Here is a 17522-nt window from a genome sequence, read left to right as displayed (position 1 = left end):
CCGCCGGAACGTTTTTCCCGCCGGCTCTCCATCGACCCTTTTACCCCGCGTGTCACGCATGGAACCAAATATGAGTTTCACCGACCGGCTGCTGCGCGCGGCGCTGGCGTTTTACCTGCTCAGCTCGCTGCTGACACCCAGCCTGACGTGGTCCTGGCTGGTGGGCGGGCTGCTGGTTCTGCTGCTGGTCTGGACCAGCGCCGTGGGCTTTTGCCCCTTGTACGCCTGGCTGGGCATCAGCACCCGCCGCCCGGGCTAGGCCCGGCTGCTTCCTCCTTTCCGGCTTTCGCACCCCGTTTTTGCTTTCCTGGCCATGAACTTCTCCGCAACCTATACTGTCGCAGCCCCGCCGCGGGAGCTTCCCGACGAGGCCATTACCGCGGCCATTGAGCGCCTGTTTGCTCTGAAGCGGGGCGTGGCCACGGCCTGGCTGGAGGTAAGCACGGTGCAAGGCATCGTCACGCTGGCCGGCTTCACCGACAACCTGTTGTCGCTCGACCGGGCCGAGGCCATTGCCCAAACGGTGCGGGGCGTGCGGGGCGTGGTCAACAAGCTGGAAATCCGGACCTCTGAAATGCCCGACGCCCAGCTCATCAGCGAGGTGCAGGAGGCCCTGGCCGCCGATCCGGCCACGGCTGCTCTGGGTCTGGTGTGCCGGGCCCACGCCGGCGAAGTAGAGCTGCGGGGCGGCATCCGCACCTGGGCCGAGCGCCAGCTGGCCCTGCGCGTCGTGAAGGGCGTGCGCGGCATCCGCCGCCTCACCGACCACCTGCACGCCCTCCCGACCCTGGCCCCGCGCCCCGACGCCGAGCTGACCACCCAGATCCGGGAGCTGCTGCGCTGGAACGTGCGCGTGCACGCCGGGCTGGTGCGCGTGGCGGTCCGGCGGGGCGTGGCCCGGCTGAGCGGCATCGTCGGCAGCGCGGCCGAGCGCAGCGAGGTGGTGGCCACCGCCTGGACGGTGGGCGTCACGCAGGTCGACAGCCAGGAGCTGCGCGTCGAGCCCTGGGTGCCGGGCGAAGACATCCGGCAGGACAAATACACCTACCACCCCGACGCGGCCATTGCCCAGGCCATCCACGACGCGTTTCTCTACGACCCGCGCGTCGTTTCTTTCGAGCCTACCATCACGGTGCAAAACGGCGTGGTAGGTCTGAGCGGCACCGTGGGCAACCTGGCCGCCAAACGCGCCGCCGAGCAGGACGCCCGCGCGGTGGTGGGCGTCCGGCTGGTGCGCAACGAGCTGCACGTGCGCCCGCCCTACCCCACCGAAGACCCGTTCATCCAGCTGCGGGTGCAGGCGGCCCTGGGCCGTGACCCGTTCGTGGGCCGGCTGGCCCTGAGCGCCCAGTCGCGGCAGGGCGCGGTGACGCTCACGGGCTGCGTGCGGACCCACTTCCTGCGCGACCATGCCGAGCAGGTCGCCGCCGGCGTCGAGGGCGTGGTGCAGCTCGACAACCAGCTGCGGGTGCCCCCGCCCGCCCCCATACCCGGCCCGGCTACCGAGGCCCAGCCGGCCCCGCAGGCGGGCAGCGACGAGGCCGTGGCCGAAACCATTGCGCACCAGCTGGCCTGGAATGCGTTTTTGCACGACCAGGACGTGCGCGTGACGGTTAAGAATGGCCGGGCCACGCTGCACGGCACCGTCGAGTCGTGGCACCAGGGCCAGATGGCCGTGCACTGCGCCTTTGCCGCGGGGGCCACGCGGGTGAGCAACTCCCTCGCCGTCAAAACCGAGCTGCCGCTGTAGGCCCCGGCCCCGGCAAATAGCGCCGGGCTATCCTGCGCTGCCTCACTCTACGCCTCTATTCCTTTCCTCCATGAAAACCTTCTCTCCCTTGCGAATCCGGCGGCGGTGGCTGCCCGCGTTCGGCCTGGGCGCGGTGGCCGGCCTGCTGGCCCTGGTGCTGTGGACGCCGGCTTCGGGCCGGGCCACGCGCCGCACGGTGCGGCAGTGGCTGCGCACCTGGCCCCGGCCGGTAGCAGCGCGCCGCCCTACCCCGCCGACGCCGGCTCCCACGGCGGCCCTGGCCCCCCAGCCGGCGCCCCCCGCCGACTTAGCCACCCGGCCCGACCATTTGCTGGCCAACCGGTAAGCAGCCTTTCAATCCCCTTTTCTCTCACCTTTTTCCCTTTTCAAGCCATGGCTATCCAGAAGTATCAGGACCCGTTTTTTGACGTGATGCCCGGCAGCTTTAGCACCCTGCTGGACCGCTTCTTCAACGACACCGTCGCCACGCGGGGCCAGTAGAGCTCCTACGGCTCGTTTCAGCGCTCCTTCCAGCTGCCCAACGCCGCCGACCCGGGCGAAATTGATGCGTCTTTCGCCAACGGCGTGCTGCATGTGCACGTGCCCAAAAACGGCCACCAGCCCACCCAGCACCAGATTCCCATCCACGCCGGACCGCGCAGCAACTAGCCGCCGGCGGACCGGGCGGGTAGCACGCCCGTGCCACCCGACCGGCCCGCCGACGCTACGCCCGCCCCGGGGCCGCCAACGCCAGTTGGCGGCCCCACCGCCGCGGCTCCGGCCGACAGCCCACGCCCTATTATTCCGCTCTCCTTTTCCTTTCTCTTTCCCAGCTATGAAAAAGCTCTTACCTCTGCTCCTGCCTCTTTGCCTGGCCGCGGCTCCGGCGCTTGCCCAAAGCCCGGGCGGCGTGCGCATCGGCGTGAAAGCCGGCGGCACCTACGCCAACCTAGTCGGCGACGACGTGCAAAGAATCACCGGGCCCAACTACGACGCGGCCCTGGACAAGCGCTACCTTGGCTTCAATGTCGGCCTCTCGGTGCAAATCCCGGTTTCCAGCGACGGTTCCTTCTGCGTGCAGCCCGAAGTGCTGCTCAACCGCCGGGGCTACACCATCGACGTGGACCAGAAAAGCGGCCTGCCCGCCGGCGTTTCGAAGTATTCCTTTGAGCAAACCCGGGTGCTGACCTACCTCGACGTGCCGGTGCTGGCCCGGGTGTATGCCGGCGGCCTGTTTTTCGAACTGGGGCCGCAGTTTGGCTACCTGGTGCGGGCCAGCTCCGAAACCCAGACCACCACCAAATACGCCAACGGCGACAAGGACAAGGTGGAAGACAGCACCGGCGACGGGAAGTCGGATCTGGCCAGCGCCGACCTCGGGGGCGTGGCCGGCATCGGCTACCAAACCCCGGGCGGCCTGAGCCTGAGCCTGCGCTACAACCGGGGCTTCAACTCGCTGATTGACAGCAAAGACACGGACAACGACCTGAAAGCCTTCAACGACGCCTTTCTGCTGCAAGTGGGCTACCTGCTGCCGCTGGGCAAATAGCTTCCCCGGCCACAAGTGGCTTTCTCTCACCGCCGGTGCCAAGCCGGCATCATCCTCCCGACGCGTATGCAACCCTGCTTTGTCGTGTTCACCGATTTCACGGCCGCCGCCGAAACGGCCCTGACCTACACCACTCACCTGGCCCGGCAGCTCGGCGGCCGCCTGGTGCTGGTGCACGTCTACCAGGACCCGCTGCTCGAACCCGAAGCGGCGATGGTTACGGTGCCGCTGGTGATTGCCAGCCGCCAGGAAATGCTGGCCGACATGATCCAGCGCGTGCGCCAGCTCCCGGTTCCGGCCGAGGCCGAGCTGTCGGTGGAAACGCTGGGCGCCACGGTGGCCGAGGTCATTGAGCGCCACCACCCGCTGCTGCTGGTGCTGGGCCGGGACAAGGAAGACACGCTGCTCGACCGGCTGATTCGTCACCAGGCCGCGCCGGTGCTGCGGGCTGCCCACTACCCGCTGCTGCTGGTGCCCGAAACCTGGACCGACCCCGCGCTGCCGCAACGCCTGGTGGTGGCCGCCGATGAGCAGCCCTTCTGGCTGACCACCCCCGCGCTAACCCTGGCCCCGCTGCTGGAACAGTGCCACGCCACGACGACGGTGGTGCACGTAGCGCCCCACGCCGGCCCCAGCCGCGCCGACGTGGCCCTGGCCTCGGTGCAGCGCACCGGGCTGTTTGGCCCGCTCACGGGCAATAGCCTCTACGAAGTGTGCGACGAAGCGCCCGCCGACGGAATTCTGCACGCGGCCACCGAGTTGCAGGCCCAGCTGATCGTGCTGCTGGCCCGGCCCCACTCCGTGCTCGGGCGCTTGTTTCACCGCAGCGTCACGGCCCAGGTGCTGCGCCGCAGCAAGGTACCCGTGCTGGTGCTGCCCACTTCCGCCTGAGCAAGTAGCAGTGGCTTTTTTTGATTGATTGCCAGTTCATTATAATTACCAACAACAAAGAAAAAGCCGTTACCCGCTGGTAGCCGGGTAGCGGCTTTTGTTTTTAGCGGCCAGGCCGACGGCAAGCCGGATACGCTCCGGACAAGCCCTTTCTATTGAACAGTAGGCATAGTAGCCAACTCTTCAGCGCAGCTCTTTGGGCTGGTCGCCGAGCAGCATGCCGTAGGGCTTGAGCGGCTCAATCCGGTCGAAGATGGTTTTGAGCACGGCCAGCGTGGGCAGGGCCAGAAACATGCCGATAACCCCGCCAATGGCATTGCCCAGCAGCACGGCCAGCACGGCCGCCAGGGCGTTGATTTTCACCTGGGACGCCACCACCCGGGGCACCAGAATTTCGTTGTCGATGAGCTGCACCACGATGAACAGCCCCAGCACGGCCGCCGGATACAGCAGACTATCGGTGGTGGCCAGGGCCAGCAGCATGGGCACGATGGTGGCAATGATGCTGCCCACGTAGGGAATAAAGTTGAGCAGCACGCCCAGCAGCAGCGCATGCTCCAGCCCAATAATGAACAGGCCCGCCGCGTCGAGCCCGGCCACCAGCAGGGCCTCCATGAGCAGGCCCTGCACATAGCGCAGCATCAGGGCTTTGGTGTCGGTCAGAATGCCGGTGACGTGGGCGGCCGAGTGGCCCCGGCCAAATACCCGCACCAGAAACGTCACCAGCAGGGGCCGGTAATACAGCAGCAGAAACACGTAAATTGGAATCAGGCCGAAGCCCAGGGCCCAGCCCGACACCGACGCCACGGCCCGGGCCGCCCAGCTGCCGGCTTCCCGCCCCAGCTGGCTGAGCCAGGAAAGCTGCTGCTCGTTGCTCAGGCCCAGGGTGTGGTCTATCCAGGCCTGCAGCTGGCTGATGAGCAGGGTGAGCTTGGCTTGCAGGCCCGGCAGCTCGCGGGTGAGCTGCACCAATTCAGTGTACAGAAAATAGAGCAGGCCGGCCAGCACGGCCGTGGTCAGCAGCACCGTGAGCGAAATAGCCAGCACCTGGGGCAGGTGCCAGCGCCGCAGCCGCTGGTGTACCGGCAAGAGCAGAATGGCGAGCAGCGTGGCCAGAAACAGCGGGGCCAGCATCACCCAGGCCCACTGCAGCACGAGTACCAGCAGCACCAGGCCCAAAAGCAGAATAACCGCCTTTACGTAGGCGGGAAAAGGCTGCGGGGGCTGGGCAGTTGACATCGGAGGGTGCGTAAGAATACCGCCGCCTACTGATAGGCGGCGCGGGCCTGTTTTTTCTGCTGGCGGCGCAGGTAGCCCCGCACCAGAAAGTTGTGCTGCAAGGCCTCCATGCTCTGGCTGAACCCAGCCGTGCCCCGCTCCACGTGCTCCATGCTCTGGCGTAGCTGCCGGCTCAGGGTGGTGTCGGTGAGCAGCGTGGGCAAGGGCCCCCGGCTGGTGCGCAGCTGCCGCTGCAAGGCGCCCACCGTGGTTTGCAGCGAGTCGGCAGTGCGGGCCAGTTGCCGGGTGGTGTGGCGTACCTGGCCAGCAAAGGCGGTGTCCGTCAGCAGGTAGCCGGCCGCCCCCCGCCCCCGCCGCAGGCCGCTGGTCAGCTGCGCCACGTCCTGCGAGGCCGCTTGCAGGCTGCCGGTGGCGGCGGCTACCTGGTGCAGACTGCGGCGCACGTCAGCGGGCAGCTGCTGGTCGTTGAGCAGGCTCCAGAGGGCCGCGCTGCCGTTGAGCTTGCTGGTAATCTGGCGCAGATCCTGGGTGATGCCCACCAGGTTTTTGTTCGACACGTTGAGCGTGGTCAGCATCTCGTCAATGCCCAGCGGGGTGCTGGTGGCCAGCCGGTCGCCGGCCTCGACGGGCGCGGCCGGGCCGGGGCGGGCACTGAGGTTGATGATGGTGTTGCCCACCAGCCCGTCGGTGCCGATGGTAGCCACCGCGTTTTTGCGCACGAAGGGCTGCACGTCGCGGCTCAAGCTCAGGAGCACCCGCACGGTGGTGTCGTTCAGAATCTGAATCTGCTTGACGGTGCCCACCGGAATGCCGCCCAGCCGCACGTTGTTGCCGGCGAGCAGCCCCGAGACGTTCCGGAAGTCGGCCTGCACCACCAGGCGGCGGCTGAACAGGTTCTGCTGCCGCCCCAGCAAAAACAGGGTGGCCAGCAGGCAGCCCAGGCCCACGAGCACGAACAGGCCAAGGCGGATATGATTACTGGCGGAGCGCTGGGGCATGACAAGTCAGAAGAAAAAGGAGAAAGGGCGCCTTCAGGCGAAAAACTCGTGCACCACCGGGTCGGGGCTGTGCTGTAGCTCGGCGAAGGTGCCCTCGGCGTAGCAGCGGCCGTCCACGAGCAGAACGACCCGGTCGGCGGTCAGGCGCACGCAGTTCATGTCGTGGGAGATAATCAGGGCCGAGGTGCCGTACTTGCGCTGCACCGCCCGGATCAGGTGGTCGATTTCGCGGGCCGTCACCGGGTCGAGGCCAGTGGTGGGCTCGTCGTAGAGAATGATGTCGGGCCGCAGAATCAGGGTGCGGGCCAGGGCAATGCGCTTGCGCATGCCGCCCGACAGCTCGGCGGGCATCATCCCGGCCGTGTGGGCCAGGCCCACGTCTTCCAGGGCCTGCTGCACCAGCGCGCTTTCCTGGTGGCGGCGGTCGGCCAGCCAGTGGCGGCGCAGCGGAAACAGCAGGTTTTCGCGCACCGTCATCGAGTCGTAGAGGGCGTTGCTCTGGAACAGAAACCCCACCCGGGCCCGCAGCTGGTCCAGGGCTTCGTGGTCGAGGCGGCCTACGTCCTGCCCCAGCACCGTAATGCTGCCCGCATCCACGCACAGCAGGCCGATGATGCACTTGGCCAGCACCGATTTGCCCGAGCCCGACTTGCCCAGCACCACCACGTTCTGGCCCGGCTCCACGGTCAGGGAAAAGTCGCGCAGCACGTGGTTGTCGCCAAAGGACTTCTCCACGTGGCTGACGGTGAGCACCGCCGCCGGGGCGGGAGCGGCCACGGGCGCGGGCAACGGCGGAGGCAGGGTATCGGGCAGCATCGGCGGCGCAGGTTAGTTAAGGCCCAGCAGGCCGGTAATCTGCACGGCCAGCAAATCCAGGATAAAAATGACCAGGGACGAGACGACTACGGCCGAGTTGGCGGCCTGCCCCACGCCCTCGGTGCCCTTGCTGGAGTAGTAGCCCTTGTAGCACCCGATCAGGCCGACGGCAAAGCCGAAAAAGAAGGTTTTGAGCACGGCCGGTACCACGTCGCCGAAGGTCAGGCGCGAGAGGACGTTGTTGGTGAACAAAGCCAGCGTGGTCACGCCCTTCATGTTGATGCCCAAATAGGAGGCGTAGAGGGCAATGGCATCGGCCAGAATAGTCAGGATGGGCAGCATGAGCGTGGTGGCCACCACCCGCGTGGCCACCAGGTACTTAAACGGGTTGGTGCCCGACACCTCCATGGCGTCGATCTGCTCCGTGACGCGCATCGAGCCCAGCTCGGCCCCGATGCTGGAGCCGATTTTGCCGGCGAAAATCAGGGCCGTGATGATGGGCCCCATTTCCCGGATGATGGTCAGCCCCACCATAGCCGGAATCCAGGACTCGGCCCCGAACTGCGCCATCGTCGGCCGGCTTTGCAGCGTCAGCACGATGCCCATGATAAAGCCCGTGACGCCGACCAAGGGCAAGGACTGGTAGCCGATGACGTAGCACTGGTACAGCAGCTCCTGCGCCTCGTAGCGGGGGCGGAATCCTTGGCGGAAAAAGCGGATGGCAAAGCGCGTCAGGGCACCGGTTTCGGCCAGCAGCGGACTTTTCAGGGACGTCAGCATGATGTTTACGCGCGGGCTGGCCTAGCAAGCAGGCTGGTCAATGCCGCGCCCAGGGTGGCCGGGTAGCTATAGCTCATCCCGTCGATAGTCTTAGGTTCGGGCTCGGGCTGCGGCACTTCCGCAGTGGGCAGCAGCAAGGTGGGTACCGGACAATTGCGCACCACGTGGGCCGCCACGCCGCCGCCAAACATGCTGCTGACCAGACTGCGCGGCCGGGTTAGGAGCACCAACAGATCAGCCTGCACATCCAGCACGGCCTGCACAATGCCGGCGCTGCAGGGCTGCTGCCGTGCCTCGTAGGGCAGGCAAGCCGCGGCAGGGGGCAGCAGGCCGCTGTGGTGTACGGCCGCCACGGCCCGGTTGATGCCGGTGCCGCCGGGTGGGGCTACGTGCACCACGCTGAAGGCGGCGGGCCAGCTGCTGAGCACGGCCGGGCCTACCGCCGCGCTGGCAGCAAGCCGGAACTCCCGGCCATCGGCGGCAACGGCTACGAGCCGGGGCAGCACGGGGTCCAGGGCTGCCTCATCAGGCACGAGCAGCACCGGCAGGCCCGCGTCGCGCAGGGCCGGCAGCATCTGGTTGTACCAGATGGCATCCAGCATATCCTGCTCGGGCACGGTGCCCAGCACCAGCACCACCGGCTGCCAGCGGTCCACGAAATCGGTCAGCACCTGCGTCACGCTACTCACGGCCGGTTCGACGACGGCCGGGGCAGGTAGCTGCCCGGCCAGCGCGTGCAGGGCCGCCTGCGCATCCTGCTCCTGCTGATAATACTCGGCCGAAAGCGTGAATAATCCCACTTCAGGCTCGGCGGGCGGAATGGCTTCCATGTGCACCAGCACGACCTGGCCCCCGGCGGCCTGGGCCAGCAGGGCCGCGTACCAGGCCGCCCGCCGCGACCGGGGCGACAGGTCCGTAAACACCAGAAAGGAAGGTTTCATAGCAGACAGGGGTTGAGGATGAGGTAAGGGTGTCAATAGCTCAGGCTGGCAGGGCACCCACGGGATGAGCTATTGGCTGCGGTGAGGCGCTGCGGGCCAGCTGCTGTTCGGCCTGCACCATGTTGGCCATGCCCGGGAGCAGCGCATCGGGGGTGAAGGAAATGCTGTCGATGCCCTGCTCGACCAGGAAGCGGGCAAAATCGGGGTAGTCGCTGGGGGCCTGCCCGCACAGGCCGATGGGCCGGCCATAGGCTTTGGCCGCCCGGATCACCTGGCTGAGCAGCCGCAGCACGGCCGGGTTGCGCTCATCAAACAGCGGGCTGACGATGGCCGAGTCCCGGTCGAGGCCCAGGGTGAGCTGGGTCAGGTCGTTGGAGCCGATGCTGAAGCCGTCGAACACCCGGGCAAAGTCCTCGGCCAGAATCACGTTGCTCGGAATTTCGGCCATCACGTAGATTTCCACTCCTTCCGGCCCGCGCGGCAGGCCAAACTCTTCCATGAGCTTCACCACCCGGCAGCCCTCGGCCACGGTGCGGCAAAACGGAATCATGGCCTTCACGTTGGTCAGGCCCATCTCGTGGCGCACCCGGTGCAGGGCCTGGCACTCCAGCCGGAACCCTTCACGGTACTGCGGGCTGTCGTAGCGCGCGGCCCCGCGGAAGCCCAGCATCGGGTTTTCCTCCTCGGGCTCAAACTGCCGCCCACCCACCAGGCCCGCGTACTCGTTGGTTTTGAAGTCGCTCATGCGCACAATGACCGGGCGCGGGTAGAAAGCCGCCGCCACCAGCCCGATGGCCTGGCTGAGCTTATCGACGAAGTACTCGGGCTTGCTGGCGTAGTGGGCCGTGAGCTGCTCGATTTCGGCCCGGGCCGCCGCATCCCGCAGCTTATCAAATTCGACCAGGGCCATGGGGTGAATGCGGATGGCGTTGTTGATGACGAACTCCATCCGCATCAGGCCCACGCCCTGGCTGGGGTAGCGGGCCAATTGCAGGGCGCGGTCGGGGTCGGCCAGGATGAGCATGGCCTGGGTGCGGGGCTGGGCCACGTGCTCCAAATCCAGGTCGGTTTCATCCCAGGGCAGCTGCCCGGCAAATATCTTTCCCTCGTCGCCCTCGGCGCAGGACACGGTGATGAGCTGCCCGTCCCGGATGTGCTCGGTGGCATGCAGCGTGCCCACCACGGCCGACAGGCCCAGCTCCCGGGCCACGATGGCCGCGTGGCTGGTGCGCCCACCCTTGTTGGTGACGATGACCGAGGCCTTTTTCAGAATGACGTTCCAATCGGGGCTGGTGCTGTCCGTCACCAGGATTTCGCCCGGCTGCAGGCGGTGGCCCTCGGCGGGCGAGGCAATCAGGCGGGCCACGCCGGCCACAATCTGGGAGCCCACGGCCTTGCCGGTAGCCAGCAGCGGGCCGGTGCCGCGCAGGTGGTACTCGTGCAGGCGCAGGGCCTGACGGCCGTGGTGCACGGTTTCGGGGCGGGCCTGCACGATAAACAGCTCGCCCGTCAGCCCGTCCTTGGCCCACTCCACGTCCATGGGCATGCCGTAGTGGTCCTCAATCAGCAGCAGCCAGCGCCCCAGCTGCCCGGCTTCCGCGTCGGTCAGGACAAACTCAGACCGCTTCTCGGGCGGGGTGTCGGTGTTTTCGATGCCGGTGGTGCCGGCGCGGGCATCCTGGGCGTAGCGCATGGTTTTGGCCTTGTCGCCCAGCTTTTTGGTGACGAGCCCCCGGTTGCCCTGCCGCAGGGCGGGCTTAAACAGGTAAAACTCGTCGGGGTTAACGGCGCCTTGCACCACGTTTTCGCCCAGGCCCCAGCTGCCAGTCAGGTACAGCAGCTGCTCGTGGCCGGTTTCGGGCTCGATGGTGAAGGCCACCCCAGCCGAGGCCAGGTCGGAGCGCACCATGCGCTGCACGCCCACCGACAGAGCTACCTGCAAATGGTCGAAGCCGTGCTGCAGCCGGTACTTGATGGCCCGGTCGTTGAACAATGACACGTAGCACTGCCGGCAGGCCTGCAGCAGCGCGGCCTCGCCGCGCACGTTCAGAAACGAGTCGTGCTGCCCGGCAAAGCTGGCCGTGGGCAGGTCTTCGGCCGTGGCGCTGCTGCGCACGGCCACCGCCAGCGGCTCGGCCTGCCCGGCGCTCAGGGCCTGATAGGCCCGGCCAATGGCCTCCGCAACCTGGGCCGGCAGCGGGGCCGCCTGCACCAGGGCCCGGGCCTGCATCCCCACAGATTGGATGTTGGAGAATTCCTGCCCGTCGACCTGCGCCATAAGCGCTGCCAGCGGCTCGCGCAGGTGGTTTTCGTTTAGAAACAACCGGTAGGCCGCGGCCGTGGTGGCAAACCCGTCCGGCACCCGGATTCCCTGCGTTGCCAGCTGGGTAAACAGCTCCCCGAGCGAAGCATTTTTGCCGCCCACCAGCGCTACCTGCCGGTTGTCAAGCTCGCTAAAAGACAAGGTAAAAGGCAGTTGGCTCATGAGTACGAAGGAAAGAGGTGGGACAACCGACGGCAGCGCGTCAGGCGGCCGGCCCTACGGCCAGCTGCCCGATTGGCATCCGTTCCTTACTTGCTACCAGCCGGGCGAAATACCAGGTCCAATTTCGCCGCCGGCGCGGCCGCGCGGTATGACCAACGTCATCTGCCCGCCTGATCTATGGCAGCCCGCAGGGTGCCCAGTCACGCGGAGCACGCGCGGCGGGGCCCGGTCCTACTGAACGAGCAGCCGGCGCACGATCTGGCGTGAGCCAGACTGCACCGTAGCCAGATACAGTCCGGGAGCCAGGCCCGCCAAAGAAATCCGGTACCGCTGGCCCGAGGCGTCGGGTAGCAGCACGGCCGCAGGGCGCACCACGCGGCCTTGCGCGTCGCCCAGCGTCAGGCGAACGGGTCCCGCCGGGGCCACTACCTCTATCGTTAGGCTGTGCTGGGCCGGGTTGGGATACAGCTCCAGGCCCGGCAGCGGCAGCGGGGGCGCCAGGGCCAGCACCGGGGCGGCCAGCTGGGCAAAAAAGCCAAACTGGCTGCCCGCCGGGCCCGCCGGTACCAGCGGACCAAACCGCGCGGGCAGAATGGCTACGCCCGTCAGAAAGAGGCTGGTATTGTGCAGCGCCAGATCAAACACCTGGTCGTTGCCGACGCCCCCGGCCTGCGCCACCCAGGCCACGCTGCTGCTGGCTCCCGTGTCGGTCCAGCCGGCGACGAACACGTCGTCGGTACCAATGGAGCCCGAATTTGCCAGAGAATAACCGCCGAAGCGGGCCGTAGCGCCCGTAAAGGAGCCCGCCACGTACACGGCCGGGCCCTGCACGCGCAGGGTCTGGGGCAGCGTTATACCCAGGCCAACGCTGCCTATTGCCTCGGCCCACCGGAAGCTCATGGTCGCCCCGTTGTCGGTGAGTTTGGTTATAAACGCGTTAGACAAGCCGGAATTGGCCAGGGTGGTAGCTCCCAAACCTAGCGTCGGGCTACTAAAAGCGCCCGTTACGTACACCTCGTCCTGCTGCGCGGCCACGGCCAGGGCAACTTCGCTGCCGCTGCCGCCAATGCCCTGCACCCACCCAAACGTGGCCCCGGTGCCCGCATCCGTGAGCTTGCCCACGAAGGCATCTGCCCCGCCGGCACTGATCAGGTTGCTGATGCAAAGCGTGCAGCCGTACCGCACGGATTGGCTGTCAAAGTATCCCACGACGTACAGGTTGGAGCCGCTGGCGGCCAGCCCAAAGGCCTGTTCACTGCCCTGCCCTCCTATCCGGACGGCCCAGTTGAAGCTGGCCGTGCTGCCGGCATCCGCCAGCTTGGCCACGTACACCTCGGAGGTAGCCGGGCCGCTGGGCATAGGATTACTATTGAACAGGGCGGTGGAGCCAAAGCGCACCGTGCTGCCCTCGAAATACCCCGCTATATATACGCTGTTACCCGTCAGGGCCAGGCCCGTGGCATAGTCCAGGCCGGGGCCGCCGCCGGCCTGGGCCCAGGTGAAGTCAGCCGTGGCTCCCGCGTCCGTGAGCTTGGCCACGAATATGTCGGCCTGGTTGCCGTCGGCGCTGCTATTGGTCAGCGTGGTGTTGCCAAAAGCCGCCGTAGCGCTGCTGAAGGTACCCAGCACGTACACCTGGTTGCCGTTTACGGCCAGGGCGGTGGCCCGCTCTGAGCTACTCCCACCGGCGCGGCGGGCCCAAACGAAGCAGCCGGTGGCCGGGCTCCACTTCGCCACAAACACGTCGGTATCGGCGGCATTCTGGGCATTCAGGGTGGTGGTACCGAAGGTGGCGGAGCCCACGAAAGAACCGGCCAAGTACACGTTGCCGGCGGCATCGGTGGCCGTAGCGCCGGCTATGGTCCGGGTGCTCAGCAGCTGGGCCATTTGCCAGGCCGGCGTCTGGGCTAGGCTGGGGGCAGCTATTAGTGCCCCAAGCAGTATCAGCAAGCCGCGCAGCCACCCGCGGCGGCTAAGGGCGGAGAAATGGGCGAGAGTTGTCATGGCGTAGGGCGTGAGAAGGACGAGTAGCACGACGTTCCGCCGGAGCATCACCCTGCCGGGGCCAACTACCCGCTACCGATGGGGTGGCGAAGCATTGATTATTGGGGTTCTCAGCCAGTAGCAGCGCGGGCAGAAGTGTTGCCGCACCGGCAGGCAGGCACCGAAAACCGGTGGAGCAGACTGAAAACTACCCCCGCAACTTAGCCTGCCCGCTTTGTAACGGGCATGATAAACGTCACGCGGCGTCCTGACAAGTATCACGCTACCGGCCCTGTGCACCTGTCTCAGAACACATGATTTTTGCTTGTTCCGGGGCCGGACCTCTCGGCAGATGCTTCGACTGCGCTCAGCATGACGCCCTTTTTATTTCGGGCCACCAATAGTCTGTATATCTTACCTCGGATTAGCTGATTGATATGCCCCCTCTCCGTCGGATAACTACTTCAACTTTACAGCAGCTCAAAAGCCTGCTCGCCGATAATACCATTCCGGTGCAGCCGGTCCAGGTAATCTACCAGAACTACTCGATTCGCAACGAGGCCGCCGCCAAGACGCCCCTGCTATTCAGCTGGACGCACGGCGGGCAGACGGAACCGCTATTTTTCGGCTTTTACACCTGGAGTACCGCAGAAAGCAAAAAATTTCCCGGCACCTTTCTGGCGCTGGGCACCGGCGCCGACTTCCGCATTGTGGGCTTTCCGCTGTATCTACTGCCACAGGATAAGGACTTCGTGTACCTGAGTTTCAAGCTGGGCAACAACGAAGGCGGCAAGAACCGCTGGTTTGGCCGGGGCCGCACCGCCAAGGAACTGCGCACGGTAGCCCAGACCGACCAACTGGCCGCCGACATCCGACAGGCGCTGCAAGGTGCGTTTCCCGATCCGCTGTTTAAACATCCCACGCTCAGCGGCGAATGGCTTACCCTGGCCCGCCTGCCGCTGGCCGACCTGAAGTCCCAGGCCGATGCCACCAGCCGCGTAGCCCTGAAAACACTGGTATTCGAAAAGATTCTGCACGCTTTCGTCATTGCCGAAAAGCTACGCGACGAGTCGCTACAAGCTGCCGGTATGCAGCCTGTGCTAGCCACCCCTGATAACGAAGACGACCTGCCCATTCCCAATTCTATGCGCCAACCGCTCAACCAGATTCTCTACGGCCCGCCCGGCACCGGCAAAACCTACCACACGGCCCTCTGCGCCGTCAGTCTGCTGGAGCGCCTGACGGAAGACGAGACGAAGGCGAAATATGATACCCACGAAAGGCTGCGCGCCCGTTACGACGAGTACCAGCAGGCCGGCCGCATTCAGTTCGTTACGTTTCACCAAGCGTTCAGCTACGAGGATTTTGTCGAAGGCATTAAGCCGGTGCTTACGGATGATATTGTGGATGCCACCAAGGAAACCAGCCGGGATATAGGTTACATTATAGCTGATGGTATTTTTAAGGTGATGTCGCAACGCAGCATATATGCGTTACACCTGCAACGGCAGCAACGGCTGGCAGAAGCCGCCAGTATCCCGCAAACCGCAGCCTTGGATTTTGACACCATATTTGAACGGTTTATTGAAAGTCTGCGGACAAAAGATAATGTCGGCGAAGAAGTTATTTTCCACACCAAGACGAACAAATCATTATTTCTGCAACACATCAAAGAGGACGGCACGACTTACTTCAAGTATGAAAATGGCAAATCAAATAACCGCTTACAGGTAACCAGAAAAGGGCTTCGGAAAATTTATGATAGTAACATGTTATCTGAGGATAATGAGATTGGTGAAAATCAGATTATAGTTGATCACGGGCGAGACCGTACAGTTTATTGGGCAGCCTTCCGGGAATTTTTAAAGTTTCGAACCCAATCACAGGAAGATAACCCAACCCAAAATGCACAGGTAAGCATTGGCGAAGCATTACAGCTTGCTGTGATTGATCCGACAATAGCAGCGGAAACAGCGCAAGACTTCAATTACGATAAGCTGACTCCCGCTGACTTCGCCCAGGCCCCGCGCTTCGTGCTCATCATCGATGAAATCAACCGCGGCAATGTGGCCAGCATCTTCGGGGAGCTGATTACGCTGCTGGAAGAAGGCAAGCGCGCCGGTCGGCCCGAGCGGCTGACGGCCCGCCTGCCCTACTCCAAAGCCGATTTCACAGTGCCGCCCAACCTCTACCTCATCGGCACCATGAACACCGCCGACCGCTCAGTGGAAGCCCTCGATACGGCCCTGCGCCGCCGCTTCAGCTTCACCGAAATGCAGCCCAAGGCCCAGGTCATCCGCGAGCAGATAGGTACCAACGGCGTGATTGGCGAAGGCGCGGCGGCCATCGACGTGGCCCGCATCTTGGAAGTGCTCAACAGCCGGCTGGAGCAGCTCCTCGACCACGACCATTGTCTGGGCCACGCCCTGCTGCTGCTGGACGAGCCCGACCTGGCAAGCCTGCGCACCGCGTTTGCGCGCAACATCGTGCCGCTGCTGCAGGAGTATTTCTTCGGCGATTGGGGCAAAATTGGCCTGGTACTGGGCGAGAAGTTTGTGACGACCCTGCCCCGTAGCGCGGCTGGCCGCTATCCATTGGCCCCGTTCAAGGGCTACGACAGCGCGGGCCTGCACGACAAGCCCTTGTACCGCCTTATCGAGCCTGACAAGTGGGACGCGGAAGCTTTCCGCAGCTTATATCCGGCCACCATCTAGCCCCGCCGCCATGCCGCGCATCATGCGGGTGCTGGAGCACAGCATCCTGACCATCGGCGACCAGCAGGGCACCGGCGAGGAGCGGGCCGAGTTTCGGGAAAGTCACTTTGAGGCGCTGCTGCGCTACCACCGCACCGGCCCGGGCCGCCGCTACTACGACGTGCGGCACCGTGCCATCCGTTTCAAACACTACGTGGGCGTGGTGCAGGCCGGCGACCTGACCATCGAGGTGCTGCCCAAGGCCGATGCCGTGCCCGACGCGGCCACCGCGCCCAACGAGGACTTCGACCGGTGGCGCCGCCTGCTGCTGCGGCTGCTGGCCGAAGCCGGACTGCTGCCCGTCGATTCGCTGCACACGGCCCTGCTGCACGAGCGGCCCCACAGCCTGCTCGACCTGTACCTGGCCCTGTTTCTGACCGAAGTCGAGCACCTGCTGCGGCGTGGGCTGGTGAAGCGCTACCGTGCCCACGAGGGCCAGGTAAAAGCTCTGAAGGGTACCCTGCTGTTTGGGCAGCACCTGAGTCGCAACGCGGTGCACCGGGAGCGGTTCTATACCCGCCACCAGACCTACGACCACGACCACCTGCTCCACCGGCTGCTGCGGCAGGCATTGGCGCTGCTGCCTACCCTCACGCCCCACCCCGGGCTGCGGGGCCGGGCCGCCCGCGCCCTGCTAGCCTGGCCCGAGCTACCGGCCGTGCGCCCCACCGCCGCCTTATTTGCCCGCCTACGCTACGACCGTAAAACCGCCGCCTACCGCCCCGCCCTGCGCATCGCCCGCCTGCTGCTACTGCGCCTCAGCCCCGACCTGCACAGCGGCCCACAGGACCTAGTGGCCCTGTTCTTCAACATGAACCGCATCTGGGAGAGATACCTGCTGCGCACCATCCGGCGCCTGGCCCCGGCGGACTGGCACGTCGGCAAGCCGCCCAAGTGCGTGTTCTGGCAGGATGCGGCCGGTACCACGGTCAGCCGGATGCAGCCCGACATCGTGCTGGAGCACCCCGCGCACGGCTGCCTGGTGCTCGATGCCAAGTGGAAGCGCCCCGACGGCTATTACGCCGAAGACGACCTGCGCCAGCTGTTTGCCTACGCCCACCAGTTCGGGGCCACGCGGGTACGGCTGCTCTACCCCCAGCCCGGTACCGAATCGGGCGTGGAAGGCTTGTTTGCGCGGCCGCTGTTCGTGGAGGGCGCCGGTGCCCACCCGATTCACTGCGGCATCTCCTACGTCCGCGTCGGGCACGAACCGGCCGCTGGCCTCGCTACCGATGTTGACCCGGTCAGCAACCTGCTGCGCTGCTCTCTCACCCAGGACTTAGCCACGTGGCTACCGGGTGGTGCTGGCTTGTCTGGGGCCGATGCCGGTTGAATGA

14 protein-coding genes and 1 pseudogene are annotated in these 17522 nt (G+C 65.6%); 8 read left to right on the top strand and 7 right to left on the bottom strand.

Features of this window, described 5'->3' with window-relative positions:
• Positions 1 to 58: 58 nt before the first annotated feature.
• From E5K00_RS22715 to E5K00_RS01275, 6 genes and pseudogenes are all read left to right on the top strand, one after another.
• Positions 59 to 259 (top strand): YgaP family membrane protein, encoded by a 201-nt coding sequence (locus tag E5K00_RS22715; RefSeq protein WP_167856701.1) that lies wholly within the window; start codon positions 59 to 61, stop codon positions 257 to 259.
• Between the two features lie 54 nt (positions 260 to 313).
• On the top strand, positions 314 to 1750 hold the full coding sequence (locus tag E5K00_RS01290; RefSeq protein WP_135460898.1) for a BON domain-containing protein: 1437 nt from the start codon (positions 314 to 316) through the stop codon (positions 1748 to 1750).
• Between the two features lie 70 nt (positions 1751 to 1820).
• The gene (locus tag E5K00_RS01285) at positions 1821 to 2096 is read left to right on the top strand and encodes a YtxH domain-containing protein (RefSeq protein WP_135460896.1); all 276 of its coding nucleotides are present in this window, start codon (positions 1821 to 1823) and stop codon (positions 2094 to 2096) included.
• A gap of 170 nt (positions 2097 to 2266) precedes the next feature.
• A pseudogene (locus E5K00_RS23290) lies at positions 2267 to 2419 on the top strand (Hsp20/alpha crystallin family protein); the annotation flags it as partial.
• 166 nt (positions 2420 to 2585) lie between these two features.
• The gene (locus E5K00_RS22710) at positions 2586 to 3299 is read left to right on the top strand and encodes a porin family protein (protein ID WP_167856700.1); all 714 of its coding nucleotides are present in this window, start codon (positions 2586 to 2588) and stop codon (positions 3297 to 3299) included.
• Positions 3300 to 3365: 66 nt separating this feature from the next.
• Complete coding sequence (locus tag E5K00_RS01275) at positions 3366 to 4190, top strand: universal stress protein (RefSeq protein ID WP_135460894.1); 825 nt, start codon at positions 3366 to 3368, stop codon at positions 4188 to 4190.
• A gap of 183 nt (positions 4191 to 4373) precedes the next feature.
• Here E5K00_RS01275 and E5K00_RS01270 read toward each other — a convergent pair whose 3' ends face one another.
• The 7 genes from E5K00_RS01270 to E5K00_RS01240 form a co-directional block, all read right to left on the bottom strand.
• Positions 4374 to 5429 carry an AI-2E family transporter gene (locus tag E5K00_RS01270; protein WP_135460892.1) on the bottom strand — a complete coding sequence of 352 codons (1056 nt, stop codon included), beginning with the start codon at positions 5427 to 5429 and terminating at the stop codon, positions 4374 to 4376.
• Between the two features lie 26 nt (positions 5430 to 5455).
• Positions 5456 to 6427, bottom strand: a complete 972-nt coding sequence (locus E5K00_RS01265) for an MlaD family protein (protein WP_135460890.1) — start codon at positions 6425 to 6427, stop codon at positions 5456 to 5458.
• 33 nt (positions 6428 to 6460) lie between these two features.
• The gene (locus E5K00_RS01260; protein ID WP_135460888.1) at positions 6461 to 7243 is read right to left on the bottom strand and encodes an ABC transporter ATP-binding protein; all 783 of its coding nucleotides are present in this window, start codon (positions 7241 to 7243) and stop codon (positions 6461 to 6463) included.
• 12 nt (positions 7244 to 7255) lie between these two features.
• Positions 7256 to 8023 carry an MlaE family ABC transporter permease gene (locus tag E5K00_RS01255; protein WP_135460886.1) on the bottom strand — a complete coding sequence of 256 codons (768 nt, stop codon included), beginning with the start codon at positions 8021 to 8023 and terminating at the stop codon, positions 7256 to 7258.
• A gap of 5 nt (positions 8024 to 8028) precedes the next feature.
• Positions 8029 to 8964, bottom strand: coding sequence for a universal stress protein (locus E5K00_RS01250; RefSeq protein ID WP_135460884.1), 936 nt, complete (start codon positions 8962 to 8964; stop codon positions 8029 to 8031).
• Positions 8965 to 9004: 40 nt separating this feature from the next.
• Positions 9005 to 11449: a phosphoenolpyruvate synthase gene (gene ppsA, locus E5K00_RS01245; RefSeq protein WP_135460882.1), complete on the bottom strand. Its 2445-nt coding sequence runs from the start codon at positions 11447 to 11449 to the stop codon at positions 9005 to 9007.
• A gap of 231 nt (positions 11450 to 11680) precedes the next feature.
• Positions 11681 to 13453, bottom strand: a complete 1773-nt coding sequence (locus E5K00_RS01240; protein ID WP_167856699.1) for a T9SS type A sorting domain-containing protein — start codon at positions 13451 to 13453, stop codon at positions 11681 to 11683.
• A 689-nt stretch (positions 13454 to 14142) separates the two neighbouring features.
• Here E5K00_RS01240 and E5K00_RS01235 point away from each other — a divergent pair.
• Positions 14143 to 16146, top strand: coding sequence for an AAA family ATPase (locus E5K00_RS01235; protein WP_210114265.1), 2004 nt, complete (start codon positions 14143 to 14145; stop codon positions 16144 to 16146).
• A 10-nt stretch (positions 16147 to 16156) separates the two neighbouring features.
• On the top strand, positions 16157 to 17518 hold the full coding sequence (locus E5K00_RS01230; RefSeq protein ID WP_135460876.1) for an McrC family protein: 1362 nt from the start codon (positions 16157 to 16159) through the stop codon (positions 17516 to 17518).
• The last annotated feature ends 4 nt before the right edge of the window (positions 17519 to 17522 follow it).

It is taken from the genome of Hymenobacter aquaticus (assembly GCF_004765605.1).
GTDB lineage: Bacteria > Bacteroidota > Bacteroidia > Cytophagales > Hymenobacteraceae > Hymenobacter > Hymenobacter aquaticus.
This window is presented reverse-complemented; position numbering and strand designations above follow the sequence as displayed.